Origin of the sequence: Bacillus sp. TH19 (assembly GCF_016651075.1) — a bacterium.
GTDB classification, from domain to species: domain Bacteria; phylum Bacillota; class Bacilli; order Bacillales; family Bacillaceae_G; genus Bacillus_A; species Bacillus_A mycoides.
The window spans coordinates 2,382,685-2,396,676 of record NZ_JAEKEO010000007.1 but is presented as its reverse complement, the minus strand read 5'-3'; the positions used below and the strand labels follow the sequence as shown (position 1 = coordinate 2,396,676).

Annotated in this window: 10 protein-coding genes and 1 pseudogene; 2 read left to right on the top strand and 9 right to left on the bottom strand. The window is 33.7% G+C overall.

Annotation, left to right across the window (positions count from 1 at the left end):
* Positions 1–200 precede the first annotated feature (200 nt).
* On the bottom strand, positions 201–1,382 hold the full coding sequence (locus tag JFU54_RS16090; RefSeq protein WP_002165500.1) for a YhgE/Pip domain-containing protein: 1,182 nt from the start codon (positions 1,380–1,382) through the stop codon (positions 201–203).
* A 170-nt stretch (positions 1,383–1,552) separates the two neighbouring features.
* Here JFU54_RS16090 and JFU54_RS16085 point away from each other — a divergent pair, with 170 nt between their 5' ends.
* Positions 1,553–2,170: a TetR/AcrR family transcriptional regulator gene (locus JFU54_RS16085; protein WP_002165497.1), complete on the top strand. Its 618-nt coding sequence runs from the start codon at positions 1,553–1,555 to the stop codon at positions 2,168–2,170.
* A 55-nt stretch (positions 2,171–2,225) separates the two neighbouring features.
* On the opposite strand, the gene ppsA is transcribed toward JFU54_RS16085, so the two are convergent.
* From ppsA to JFU54_RS16065, 4 genes and pseudogenes are all read right to left on the bottom strand, one after another.
* Positions 2,226–4,832, bottom strand: a complete 2,607-nt coding sequence (gene ppsA / locus JFU54_RS16080) for a phosphoenolpyruvate synthase (protein WP_201065331.1) — start codon at positions 4,830–4,832, stop codon at positions 2,226–2,228.
* Between the two features lie 130 nt (positions 4,833–4,962).
* On the bottom strand, positions 4,963–5,304 hold the full coding sequence (locus JFU54_RS16075) for a YolD-like family protein (RefSeq protein ID WP_201065329.1): 342 nt from the start codon (positions 5,302–5,304) through the stop codon (positions 4,963–4,965).
* Positions 5,301–6,170 (bottom strand): annotated as a pseudogene (locus JFU54_RS16070) (DinB/UmuC family translesion DNA polymerase); the annotation flags it as partial. The pseudogene JFU54_RS16070 and the gene JFU54_RS16075, both read right to left, overlap by 4 nt.
* Positions 6,171–6,760: 590 nt before the next feature.
* A complete protein-coding gene (locus JFU54_RS16065) occupies positions 6,761–8,299 on the bottom strand; it encodes an alpha/beta hydrolase (protein ID WP_002165492.1) in 1,539 nt (512 codons plus the stop codon).
* Positions 8,300–8,873: 574 nt separating this feature from the next.
* On the opposite strand from JFU54_RS16065, the gene JFU54_RS16060 reads away from it, so the two are divergent.
* Positions 8,874–9,239, top strand: a complete 366-nt coding sequence (locus JFU54_RS16060) for a YxeA family protein (RefSeq protein WP_002013629.1) — start codon at positions 8,874–8,876, stop codon at positions 9,237–9,239.
* Positions 9,240–9,354: 115 nt separating this feature from the next.
* On the opposite strand, the gene JFU54_RS16055 is transcribed toward JFU54_RS16060, so the two are convergent.
* The 4 genes from JFU54_RS16055 to JFU54_RS16040 form a co-directional block, all read right to left on the bottom strand.
* Entirely contained in the window at positions 9,355–10,065 is a 711-nt protein-coding gene (locus JFU54_RS16055) for an alpha/beta hydrolase (RefSeq protein WP_201065324.1), read from the bottom strand.
* A gap of 275 nt (positions 10,066–10,340) precedes the next feature.
* On the bottom strand, positions 10,341–11,183 hold the full coding sequence (locus JFU54_RS16050) for a polysaccharide deacetylase family protein (RefSeq protein WP_201065321.1): 843 nt from the start codon (positions 11,181–11,183) through the stop codon (positions 10,341–10,343).
* A gap of 183 nt (positions 11,184–11,366) precedes the next feature.
* Entirely contained in the window at positions 11,367–13,151 is a 1,785-nt protein-coding gene (locus tag JFU54_RS16045) for a sensor histidine kinase (protein WP_201065317.1), read from the bottom strand.
* Positions 13,148–13,834, bottom strand: coding sequence for a response regulator transcription factor (locus JFU54_RS16040; protein ID WP_002013625.1), 687 nt, complete (start codon positions 13,832–13,834; stop codon positions 13,148–13,150). The genes JFU54_RS16045 and JFU54_RS16040 overlap by 4 nt, the downstream gene beginning before the upstream one ends.
* Positions 13,835–13,992: the final 158 nt, after the last annotated feature.

Genomic DNA, 13,992 nt, shown 5'->3' with positions numbered 1-13,992 from the left:
TAAAGTATATCAGAGATAATAATTATATAGTACAACAGATTTTACAGTAGGATCCCTTCATATCAAGCCTAGCTAAGTGACAGTTAGCTTCACAAATAACTAACTTCCTTTCATTATATCAATATATTTTGTACCCTTACTTGTATTTCAACATAAAAACCGCTCCACTACTAGTGAAACGGTTTTTCCTTTACTTATTTTTATGCATTCACTTCAGTTTTTTGCTCCTTTACTACACTACGTTTGAAAGCTGTTCCAAGTATAATAACCACGCTTACTACACCAATCCAAACGAGTACAGTAAGAGGAGTATTCCAAGCTAATCCTTTTCCAAAGAAGAATATTTCTCTAAGCCCTTCAATCATAAATCGCATTGGCAACCATGCGTACACCCAATCTTGATAAAATGGTGACATCATTTCAGGCGCTAATGCTAATAGCGGTGCCCCAAAGAAAAGTAATAGAGCGAATATACCTATACCCTTTAGTCCAACTAATGAAAGCACCGCAGAAATCATTAAGAAGAAACAAAAAGAAGTAATGGATAAGAACAGAGCCGTATCCGTGAAATTCGGGATATTTAATCCTACCATTCCATCAGCTATCCATGTAAGACCAAATCCAATTACAAGTGTAGCAATTGCTCCTGTTACTATTTGTTTTAGTTTTAATACAAAGTTTTCTTTTCTTGTACCTACTGGCATTTTACTTATCGCAATAAAGATAATTGCTGCGCTCGCTAAACTTGCAATCCATAACGGCTGGAATAAAGACATTGGCGAGTTACCGTTCGCACTATTTTTTCCGATTTCATTCACATTTGTTACTTTCTTTGTAATAGGTGTTACTACATTTGAAACTTGATCCGTTGTTAATGTAGTCCCTTTTGCTTTAAATCCTTCCAATAGTTGTGTACGAACGTTATTGTTCATATTATCAACTACGCCATTTAACATTTGCCCTGCCATAGTTGAAGCCGCCGTATTCATTCCTTGATTTATATATATTTCGACTTCAGGCGAAGATGGCTGTGGTGTTCGTAATGATGCTTGTTTTACGCTAAAGTCTTTCGGAATGACTAATGCTGCATAATACTCTTGATTATTTAAGCCTTTTTGAACTGCTTCTTTATTTTGCACTTCTACCCACTTTACCGCAGGTTCTTCCTCTGATTTTGATGTCTTTTTCATATTATCAACAATTGTTTGCCCCATATTCATCTTCGGTTGATTCGGAATTTCTACTCCTTGATCCTCATTTACAATTGCGATTGGTAAGTTTTTCGGCTTAGGTTGAACGGTTGGAAATAATGTTAATGAAAAAATAAAAACAACAAGTAGTGCAATAACTGGAGATAACAATAAAAGTTTGTTTTTAAACATTTTCTTTTCTCCTCCTTTAATTTGATTTATAATAACCAACAACGTGTTGTTTATTTATATTTGAATTATATGTTCGAGTTGAACCTTATACAATAATCAAAAATCGTGAATGTGTCGGTTATAAGACACATCCTTGAAATGTGTTGGCTAAAATTAAGGAGGGACATACTTTGCGCGATAGTAATTTAGATTTACGTGTTATTCGTACGAAAACTGCCATACGAAATGCATTAGTGGAATTAATTGAGGAAAAAGGTTTTGACGCCATTACAGTGAAAGATATTACTACGAAGGCAAACATAAATCGTGGTACATTTTATACACATTACCAAGATAAATTTGATTTAATGACAAAATGCCAAGAAGAAATTATGTATGAATTTTCTAGCATTGCTAAACAGAGATTACCGGAAGTTATTGCTGATCTTGGATCAAGCCCTTCCCCCACAATGCCATTTATACTTATCGCTTCTATTCTTGAATTTCTAAATGAAAATAGTGATTTTATGAAAGCTGTACTAAGCCCAAAAGGAGATTTATCTTTCCAAACGAAACTGAAAGACTTTATGTGGAAAACACTATTTGAAGATACGAATGGGCCTCTCATTAATAAGGAGGATTTACTTGTCCCAAGCCAATACTTAGCTTCTTATATGGCATCTGCTCATATAGGTGTCATTCAACAATGGTTAAATAATGGACAAAAAGAAACACCTGAGGAGATTGCTCGTATTTTATCAACAATCGCAGTTCATGGACCTTTTTATGCGGCTGGTTTAAAAAAATAAGTCAGCTATATAATAAAAGATCATCTACTATAATAGCGGATGATCTTTTATTTCATTACAACACTTCAATATACCCTTCAGTCCCATGTACCCGAATTCGTTGCCCATCTTTTATTCGTTTCGTAGCATTCTCTACACCGACGACTGCTGGTAATCCATATTCACGTGCAATAACTGCTCCGTGTGTCATGAGCCCACCAACTTCGGTGACTAACCCTTTTATAGACACAAACAATGGTGTCCATCCAGGGTCAGTAAAGGCAGTAACTAATATATCTCCATCTTCTAAATTCGCATCTTCCATATTTAAAATAACGCGTGCTCTCCCCTCAATCACTCCTGAAGAAACAGGCAAACCTACAATCGCGTCAGCCGGAAGATTTTCTCGTTTATATTTACCTGTAATGATTTCTCCATCAGACGTCATTACACGTGGAGGCGTTAGTTTTTCATATAATTTGTAATCATTTTTTTGTTTATGAATAAGCTCGTAATCTAGTTTATTCGTAAGGACAACTTCGTGAAGTTCTTCAAAAGTTAGATAGTATATATCATCGACTACATGAATGACACCGCTCTGCACAAGTTGTTCAGCTTCTTTCAATAATGCCTTCTTATATATGAAATAACGATTAATCATGCCGTATTTTGGATATTCACGATAACCAATACAATTACGGATGTTACGAATCATTCGCTTCGTCTCTTCTACTTTTTGTTTACCATCCGGCAAATGCTGCAATCGATCTACTAACTCTTCTTCTTTTTTCAAAGCTTCCTGCAGTCCTTCTTCAAATTTCCGTTTACTAGCACCATCTTCAAAATCTCTTATATTATTTAAAATCATCGGGATAATGGTTGTTGGCTTTTCACTCCAGCGCGTTTTCGTAATGTCGATTTCTCCGCTGCATCTCATTCCGTATTTATTTAGAAAAGTTAGAATGGCATCTCGAGCTTTTTCTCCGCCTTTAAATTGAACTAATTCATCTAAAAAGTTATCATTTTCTACATGTTGTAAATACGCAATAACTTCTGGATATGGCCGAATCACATCAGCAACATCGAGTAATGCTAGCCCCATTTCAGACGTAATATTGTTTTGTACTGATTGAGAAAGTGTGTCTGCTGCATTCTTTTCGCCTAGCCATTGCTCCATTTTTTCATTGATCCATGTTGAAGCATCCATACCTGCCATAATGACAGCCATACTTTGCGGATGAAATAATATTTTCTTTAATTGCTGCATATCTTCCAAAATAAAATCAAGTACATCCACCCCTGATTTCGTTTGCATGTTTCGTTTTAACTCTTCGATTGATGCTTGATTCATCTTTATTAAATCCGTAACGATCGCTGGATTGTTTTCAATTTTTGGTTGTGAACTTGCAGGTGGTTCACTTTTACCAACACTCTTTTCTTTTTCATCATCTGGTAACAATGTAATAAAATCATCTCGCTCGACTACAGTCGTTAATGCATCTTTAATAAGCGGTTCCGAATTCCCTATCATATTTAATAAAAGTTCTCTACTAGTAGGCGAAGCCAATCTTTGTGCAACATCAACAAACAACCTTCCTCCAGCTTGAAACCTCTGTCCAAAAGATGTTAACTGGAATAAAGACATTCCTAATGGCTTCAAGGGATCGGTCATCATTTGCTGGTGACCAACCGATACATACACATGATTTTCCCCATCATTTACTTCTGGTATTGGATATAAAGTCGTGATTGGGCGACTTTGGACAATATAAAATGTATCATCCACTAAACACCATTCAATATCTTGCGGACAACCAAAATTAGCTTCAATCTGTCTTCCGATCTGTGCTAGTTGTAATATTTGTGGTTCAGACAATGTTTGAAGCTTTTGCTGAACCGAATCAATCTGTTTCGTCTCTGTTCCGCCCTCTTTTAAAGCATAAATAGCTAATTTTTTAGTCGCTATCATCATTCCGGTAATTTTGCCTTCTTTTACTTTATAATTATCAGCACATACTAAGCCAGAGACTAAAGCCTCACCGAGTCCAAAACTTGCATCGATTGATAGCACCTTCCTATTAGAAGTAATCGGATCAGCAGTAAATAAAATGCCCGAAGCCTCCGGAAAAACCATCCTTTGAACGACAACACATATAGAAACTTGACTATGTTCAAAGCCATTTTGCATGCGGTACATAACTGCTCGCTCTGTAAATAAAGAAGCCCAGCACTTTCTTACATGCTGCAAAATCGCTTCTTCTCCGATGATATTTAAATACGTATCTTGTTGACCAGCAAACGAGGCATACGGCAAATCTTCAGCCGTAGCACTAGAACGCACTGCATAAGCATGTTCATTTCCAAAACGAGAGATATAATAAGCCGCTGCTTCCACTACATCAGAAGGAATTTCTACTGCCATAATGGTTTCTCTAATCTTCTTACTAATTTCAGCAATTTGAGCCCGGTCTTCAATTTTTAACATTGCTAATTGACTCAACAAAGCTTGAAACGCTTCATTTTGTTCGATGGCCTTTTCATACCCTACCGTTGTAACACAAAAACCTTCTGGCACTTGTATTCCTTGAATGTTTGATAATGCCCCTAAATTCAATCCTTTTCCGCCAACGAGCGAAAGCTGCGTTTTTTCTATTTCCTGAAAATCGAGAACGAAAGAACTCATGTAACATCTCTCCTTACTATGCGTGTGTTCTTGATTGTAGCAGTAGTAAATAAGAATAAACAGTCTATTTCGAACGTGATTTACATGATATAATTAAGTTAGGAAGAGATGATTTTTTATTTCTCCCCCTCTAATTCACTTCAATTACATCAACAAACTTAAACATCCTTTGATTATGAAAAGCATCGGTACAAGTAATCGTCTTATTTAATGGATTTATATCAGCTACTGTTATGTAATTTTTATATAGATAGCCATCTTTATAATATGTAAGTAAAACCTCTTCTTCACCTAAAAATGAACATAGCAGCTTATTTCCAATCATTTCCTTTGCATCTTGCGTCAAGATTGGACGCGGGACTTTCGTTTGCTCCTGTATCATTTCTTTAATACAGACGAACTGCTCTGGCATACTGGCAAACGGTTGCCACTTTACCATACCTCTTCCTTTTGGCATATTAGCATTCTTCACGATTTATGTCCTCCTAATAATGTGTTTCTATATCTTGCTGTTGCGACGCTTGTGTAGGAAATGCCACGTAAAATACTGTTCTTACCAAATCGTGTTCGAATTTCGTCCATAACCTTCGTTAATCGCATTTCTTTTTCCCTTTGTATAATGTTATCGAAAAGTGAAATTTGCTCTTCTCCTTCATTTATTAAATTTGTTAATGAAATACTTATCGATCGAATCGGCTCCCCTGTATGCCGCTCGTATAAAAAATATGTACAAACATTGTAAATATCCATCGTTAAATTTGTTGCTCTGTTTAACGTATGTGCTTTTTTTATTCCTCCTCCGTATTCCCTACTATACCCAACTGAAAAATGAATCGTTTGCGCGTATTTCTTTTCTCGTCTCAATCTGTAACAAACTTCTTCTATATGCTCTAATAAAATAACGATGAACTCCTCAATTGAATAATCACGAAATAATATTTGGCTTTTCGCTATAGATGTTGTCGCTGGAACATATTTCTCTGCTATTCTGCTGAAATCAATCCCGTTACTATGCAAGTGTAATTCTTCTCCTATTACACCAAATGATTGTTTTAAATAATTCAATGGGTACTCTGCTAAATCCCCAATCGTATGTATACCTTTTCGATTTAATTTCATTTCCGTTTTATACGATATACCCCAAAATTTACTGAGTGGTCTAATACTCCATAACTTCTCGGGTATATCGTCATATGTCCAATACGCTATTCCATCTTTATTCTTTTTCGCCTCAATATCCATCGCTACTTTACTCAATAATAAATTCGGACCAATACCAATCGTACTTTCGATCCGTGTACGTTCATATATTTCTCTCTTGAACTTTAATGCGAATTCGCATGTCCCATAGTAAATAAAGCCAAAGCCAATCCATTAAATATAAAATAACAAAGACAATTCCTATTATTTTATGTTTTTAAACTCTCTTACCTTACTCATTTCCATTTCATTAAAAAAGTCGATTCTCCAGCAACGGTACTTATTATTTAAAACTTGAAACGTTATAGCTATATGATGGCTACAACTCTTTAAATATGAAACGAAACTTAAATATACCTATAAAAATTGACATTGATTTAAAGAATGAAAAACTACAACACGATATTTATATTAATCAAAATTCCGTTCTGTTATTTAACATGGGGTATCACCACATCACTATCAAACTAAGGTTTTGTACTATCTATAAAGCGAAAAAAAGCCATCCTTTCTGTATATTTCTACAAAAAGAATAGCGCTTTTTTCATTATATAGATACATTCCATAATGTATCTTCATTGTTAAATGACGGTTAAACAAGTTTTGTTACATATTTCAACCATAGCCCACCATCTTCAAGTTTTTCTACTTCTTTTAAGAAGAAATCTACTGGATGCTGGTTTCTATTTTGATTACAGAAAGAAAGCCTTTATTAAAACATATGGTTGCTAATTTAATTGCGATCTTCCTTGCACCCAAGCAGCAATATCATTTATAACATACTCAGGTATATTAGCAGGACTATAATATTCATCCGGCTTACTTATTTCCCCATCCCCCTCTGTAAAGAAATGATTTAACTTTGGATATAGTCGATAATCAACGTTATCTCGTTCTTTTAATTGTTCTTTCCAAAGAGGAATTTCGATTTTTGATTGAACTTGATAGTCTCTTTCTCCTTGAATAATAAGAAGCGGTGTCTTTTGTTCTTTTGACATTTCTGCTGCTTTAATTTTCCGGATAGAATCCCAAAATACTGCTGATCCTAAGTAAAAATCTTTTGGGGGATTCTGACTAGAGAAATTGGGATCATTTAATAATTCAAATTGCGATTTGTAGAATTTATATTCCTCTAGGTTCATTGCTCCAATAGAAAAAAGGTACTCAAATTGATCTAAAACAACGTCTTGGATCGTACGAGCTGGCCCTCCCATTACAATTGCCCCAGCAATATTTTGATTTTGGTCTTTTTCAATCATTTTCGGAAGCATCATTCCACCTTGACTATGACCCAGAATATAAATTTGATTCTTATCTATTAGAGGCTCATTTTTAAGAAATTGAGTTACAAGAAGAGCATCATCTGTTGTCTCTTTATCAACTGTATAAAAGGGACTGAATTGTGTTTTCAACCCATGTTCATATGTTCGTTTATTATAGCGAAGGACAGCAATTCCCTTCGATGCAAGACCTTCAGCTAAATCGCGAAATGGTTTTAAAGCAAACGCTGTTTCATCCTGATCAGTTGCTCCAGATCCTTGAACAAGAATAACCGCTGGGAAAGGACCCTTTCCTTTTGGAACAGACAATGTTCCTGGTAATGGAAATGCACCACTTCCAACTACTACTTCTTTATCAACAAATGATTCAGGCTTACTATATGATGGACGCTCTGCAACAGGACTAAACGACATGCTGAGTTGAAAATCGTCTATTTTTCCAGATGGATCTAGTTTTATTAGTAAAGGTACAGTCATTTGTTCAAAAACTAATTGAATCTCCACATTTGTATGAACAGGATTTGTCTCTTTTTGTGTAACCTCTCCAATTTCTATAAAAGAACCTGCTTGTAATTGAACTGGCAGTCCCTCCCAATAGCTCTTCAACCATTCTTTGGATATTATTTTCTGTAATGACCTTGAGGTTAAATCAAATGCAGATTTATAATCTTCACTATTCATATGGCGAATAAATGAAAGAGTAGTAGATATAATAGGATTTTCATCATCACTATTGTCTACTTTTTTTATAGTTGTGTTTGCTTCCTTTAATTTCGAAATAAATTGGTGGTTAAACAGATAATTATATGTATCAGGATATAAGCTTGTTTTCAATACTTCCGTATTCCGTCCCTCATACAAACTTGAAGAACTCGTAAAATTTTCAGGTGAAATTACTTCCTCCGCATATGATACTGAGGGAATTGTTATTGTACAAATTGCACTGACAAGTAATAACTTATTACTTATTCTTCTTTTCTTACCCATAATTATTGATTCTCCTTTCAAAATTAAAAATTTCTAATACAGTATGCCAGCTATAAGGAAAATAAAAATTATCAAAGAGATTAATAATCTATTTTACGATCCCCCTCTCAAGTTAAAAAGCTATCATTAACAAGCTTCAATAAAAAATGCCTTCCCCCTCTTTTTTTATCGTTGGATTTTCCAATGACCTAGAAGCACAGCACTAAATTACATGTAACTGCCCCATGGGATTCTCTATTCCAAAAGAAAAAAGCACCCCACTAGATGCTTTCTTTAATTGTTCTCACTATCATTTATTTAGATAATTCTCTTATTACTGTAAGATAAATTTATTCTAGTTCCTAAATCCCACTTATTTCTTAATTCACTCATACCAATATAAAACCAAATAACCTACCATCAAAAAATAAAGAAAACAGGTTATTTGGCTATTCATTCCGTAAGCTTAATGCTCAAGTTAATCTTTTTTCACACGGTTAAACTTTATTAAGAAAACCTTAAGGAATTTCCCTCTATATTTATAAGAATTTTTTTCTATACTGAATCATGTAAATGAACAAGAGGAGAAACGATCATGAAGAAATTTGTAATTTGCATACTAGGAATAGGCCTCCCTATATACTTACTACCTTTCATATTACGCGGAGATTTAGACAGATTTAATCCGATTGCTGAAGAAAAAAATGTATACGCTATTGCGGAGGAATATGGCGTTCCAGATTACCATCATAAAGGAAGAGCTATGTACTCGCTAAAAGGTGTTGATGAATTAAGGAATGAGAAGGAATATAAAGTAGGAACGAACACTCCTAATGATTTTATAAGAAAAACTTACTTAAAAATTCATGTGAAAGGTAAGTATGTCTATTCCTACGACATTATTTCTGAAAAGGACATTCCGGAGAAAATAAGGGGACAATTGGAGATAGCAAATAAATAAAAGAGCCAATTCGTACGAGTTGGCTCTTTATTATCTCTCCCACCTACCGTTAGGCTATCTTCCTACACATGCTTGAGATGGGAGAATCCTTTCGGTAAATTTATTACATTCGCTATCATTGTTTTAATAACCATTCTTCAATTACTTTCACTGTTTCATCTCGTTGTGCTTTTGACGTAATTAAGCTCGCATTATCACCTTTTTGCTCACCATACATGCCAAAATGAGCATGGTTTCCGCCTTTTATCATGTGCATAGTTGTATTCTTTGACATTAACTTTTTACTGTTCTCTATTTTTTCTACAGTTGCTAAAGCATCTACTTCTCCATAAATTGATAACATTGGAATCGATTTGGTAGAAAAATCATCTGCAGGATACGAACCTAAGAAAATGATCCCGTCTACCTTGTCTTCATGTTGAAAAGCATACTTAGAAATCATAGCTCCTCCCATTGAATGCCCCGCAACATACCATTTTTGAACTTCAGGATACTGTTCAATTACACTGTCTACTGCATTGATTCCAAGTATCGCTAAATTTAATGGTAACTTAGGCATTACTACAACATGCCCCTCTTTTGCAAGAGCTTTTCCTAAGTAACTGTAAGCCTCAGCTTCTACTTTAGCTCCTTGATAAAAAATAACCCCTATTTTAGCATCTTTCTCTCCAAATACTATATTACCTTCATCTTTTTTATCATCTACTAACGACAAAGCCTCTTTCGTTGGTTTATAAGTAAACTGAGACCAAGTCAAAAACGTAATACTTCCTATAAGTAAAATACCTAGTAAAGAGTAAAGAACAATTTTCATCCACTTCTTCACATATATGCCCTCCCTAAGATGTGTATATTTTATACTTTAAATGATTATTTATATAATTGTCGAATAATCTTAACTAATAAATTTAGAAAAAATAATACGAGCCCTCAAATGCCGTTTTAAAATGAGTTCAATATATTCATCATAAAACACAGGCTTCATACACAAAGTAAAATTTCATAAAGAAAAAGTCGATTTCTTTATCGTATAGGAAATCGACTTTTGGCTTAGTTATTGATTTAGTAATAAAAAACACCTTGTTAAGATAACCACGTTCACTATAGACGTTGATCTTTCTGGAAGTTTAGACGAAAATGATCTTCATCATTATATACCCCAAATTCATACCCTTGCTCTTTATAAAATTTAATAATTTCAGGAAGAGCTTGTAATGTTTGCGCCTTTTCATGCATTAAAACAACTTCTACTTCTTCTGTTGTCTGTTTCTTTACATTTTCGATAATCTGAGTTGGATTATCTTTTAACTTCCAATCATTTGAGTCTATTGTCCAATCCCAAACTTTTATTGCTGCTTCTACAATTTGATTACGAATTTCCTCACCCTTTAATCCTGGTGCAGATCCATATGGTGGACGGACTAGTTTAGGAGTTGTACCCGTAATATTATGGATAAGATCTAACGTTTCTTTCATCTCTGGTACAAATTGTCCTTTTTTGTATAACTTATCACTATTATGTGTCATACTATGTGCACCAATATAATGTCCATCTTTTACTGCTCGTTTTACATTTTCCTGAAAACCTGTATTTTGTAAATTACTACCTTGCATAAAAAATGTCGAAGCAACATTTTGCTCTTTTAGTACATCTAAAAATTTCCCAGTCAATTCGCTAGGACCGTCATCAAATGTTAAATACACAACTTTTCCTACCGGTTTTCCATCAGGTCTTTTCTGTTTTGTCGGTTGTGTTTCCTTTTTCTTTTCTTGTTGTTGCGTATTAACTTGTTTCATACTTTCATTAGCTACTCCCTTCGCTGGGATAGAGTGCCATTTTCCAATTAAAAAGAAAGTGAAAAAGGTCGTTGCTAAAACAACTCCTAGAGATATTATTACCTTAGTTAATCGACTTGTTTTTTCCTTACTTTGTGATTCTTTCATTATTTTTCGATCCTTTCCCTATTAATTTTCATATTCATTATTTATAAGGCTGAGCCTTTACTCGACTGAATCATTCGTTTCAACCGGTATCTACAATAAATAGATTAATAGAGACGGATAAAGATAAAATGCAGATAATGTCGATTTTGTTTAAAAATGATAAAAACGTGTAGAACGAAAATTCTACACGTTTTTATTTAAGTAGAAGAAAAATAACACTCCATCTTCTGTATTCGAAACACCATATTCCGCACCATGCAGCTCTAATATATTTTTTGAAATAGCAAGGCCCAATCCTGTTCCACCTTTGGAGCGTTGACGAGACGTATCTCCTCGATAAAAACGATCCCATATTTTCTCTAAATGTTCTAGTTCAATATGTGCTCCTTTATTTTCTACACATACTTTTACACGTTCATTTTCTTCTATTGTAGAAATAATAATATTCTCATGTTCCGGTGTGTAACGAATCGCATTCGTAATAAAGTTAGTAACCACCTGTTCTATTCGATGTGGATTTGCAACTACCTCAATTTTAGAAAGTTGTTTATGCACATGTAATTGCTTAGCTGTTATATCCGAGGTTAATTGCTCACATATATAATCAATCATCTCATCAATATGGAAAACATCCATTTCCATTTTATACGTACCAGACTCGAACTTTGCTAACTCCAGCATATCAATAATGAGCATATCCATTTTATCTACTTCTTTTGACATTGCTTTAAAGTAATAATCCTTTTTATTACTAGCAACACCATCCTCCAAAATTGAAATACAACTTTTCATAATACTTAAAGGTGTTTTTAACTCATGTGAAACACCCGCGATAAATTCTTTACGTGTATTTTCTAATTGCTTTTCTTTCTCTATATCTTGCTGCAATTGATTAATATACGAATGCAAAGCCTTAGAAAGTGTATTAATATTTTTTGATAAATCACCTATTTCATCCTTTGTAGTAATAGGTATCGTCTCTGAGAAATCTAAACCAGCGATTTTTTTTGTAGTATCATTTATTTGTAATAGTGGTTTGGCGATTTTATTTGAATAATAGAACGATATCAAAACGATTAAAATCAATACAAATATAATTAAATATACATAATAATCCTTTATCATTTGCACAGCTTCATCAACTGGCTGTAATGATGTCATAGCAAATATATAATTCACCTTACCATCTGCATCTATTGTTAGTTTGATTAATAGTTTATATTTAATATCATTTTCTTCATAATCCACTATTTCTGTAGAAGTAATATTATTTGGTTTTTGATTTAATATTAAATCAACCTGAAATTGTTTTATTCTATCTATTAACACACGATTTCCATAAATAGAGTTAGTTCCTACAGTACCCTCCGGTAACTGCACGTTCTTAATACTTCCTGCTAAATATAACTGTGAATTTTCTTTTGAAGATGCGACTTTTGGGCCATATAACTTCTCTGACAACTGCTTGTTCTCCAAACCAATATTCTTCTCTTTTATTGTTAACATCGCAGGGACTACTGCATCACCTTCCTGCACTCCATCGATAATAATATGATTCCCCTGTTCTAAACTATCTTTTATCCTTTGTATATCTTCTAAATTAACAAAACTATACAACGGTATCTGAATTAAACGTTCAGAAAAGGTGTTATTTCCGTTAGGATCTAACTGAATTTCTAAAGAAAAATCATTTGCATATTTTATATTCCCTACACTATTTAACGTTGTAATCCATGTCGCATTATCTTGGTAGAAATTTTGTTCCAACTCTTGAATCCTTTTCGCGTCATCTCCAGCTTTTATATATGCCTTTTCAAAGGATTGAATATTCGTTTTAATATCATTAACTTTTCGATTCGAATAATATTGCTTAAAAAATATGGTTTGTCCAATAAAAATAGTCACTAAAATAAGTGTGCATAATGCCGTTGTTAATATAAATAACTTTAATACAATTCCTTTTTTCATACCTGCCCCTCAAATTTATAACCAGTTCTAACAACGGTTACAATACAAGTCGCTTTTTGCCCTAATTTATGACGCAAATTACGGATATGACTATTAACAGTACGATCATCCCCAGCGAATTCATAACCCCAAATTTTATTGATTAGTTGTTCTCTTGAAATTACAATCCCTTGATTTTGCATGAAATACGTTAATATTTCAAATTCTGTATGCGTCAGATTTATTTCTTTCTCATCTATATTTACTGTACGAGAAGGGAAATGTACATGAATACCACTACTAGTTAATGTGTCTTCAATAGATACATTAACAGTAGAAGTATATCGGCTTTCAATTAATCGTTTTGCTCTTGCCAATAAAATAGGAGGACTATATGGTTTTGTAACATAATCATCTGCTCCCAGTTCAAATCCGAGTAAGGTATCATCTTCATCCACCCGAGCCGTTAGCATAATAATAGGTACATTAGATTTCTTACGAATTCGCCGGCAGACCGCCCAACCATCTAATTCCGGTAACATAATGTCTAAAATAATTAAATGTACCTCATGTTCTTCAAATATAGATAATGCTTCTTTCCCATCAATCGCCTCTAAGACGTTATATCCTTCGTTTAGTAGGTAATCCTTCATTATTTCACGTAAAATATCTTCATCTTCTACAATTAAAATTGTTCTTTGCATATTTCATCTTCCCCATGATTAATTTTATTTTTATAAAGAAATAGTTCATTTTATATTTTAACCAATTAGAAATCTTTCACTATTTCTGTCACTACTAAATGTAACATAGTTATATCAAGATAATAGCATACTGATATAAAGATAAAATGCAGAGATAG

Bases quoted from the DNA above. Each gene is read 5' to 3' on its own strand.
- JFU54_RS16090 (WP_002165500.1), bottom strand. From the start codon at position 1,382: ATGTTTAAAAACAAACTTTTATTGTTATCTCCAGTTATTGCACTACTT.
- ppsA (WP_201065331.1), bottom strand. From the start codon at position 4,832: ATGAGTTCTTTCGTTCTCGATTTTCAGGAAATAGAAAAAACGCAGCTT.
- JFU54_RS16065 (WP_002165492.1), bottom strand. From the start codon at position 8,299: ATGGGTAAGAAAAGAAGAATAAGTAATAAGTTATTACTTGTCAGTGCA.
- JFU54_RS16060 (WP_002013629.1), top strand. From the start codon at position 8,874: ATGAAGAAATTTGTAATTTGCATACTAGGAATAGGCCTCCCTATATAC.
- JFU54_RS16050 (WP_201065321.1), bottom strand. From the start codon at position 11,183: ATGAAAGAATCACAAAGTAAGGAAAAAACAAGTCGATTAACTAAGGTA.
- JFU54_RS16045 (WP_201065317.1), bottom strand. From the start codon at position 13,151: ATGAAAAAAGGAATTGTATTAAAGTTATTTATATTAACAACGGCATTA.
- JFU54_RS16040 (WP_002013625.1), bottom strand. From the start codon at position 13,834: ATGCAAAGAACAATTTTAATTGTAGAAGATGAAGATATTTTACGTGAA.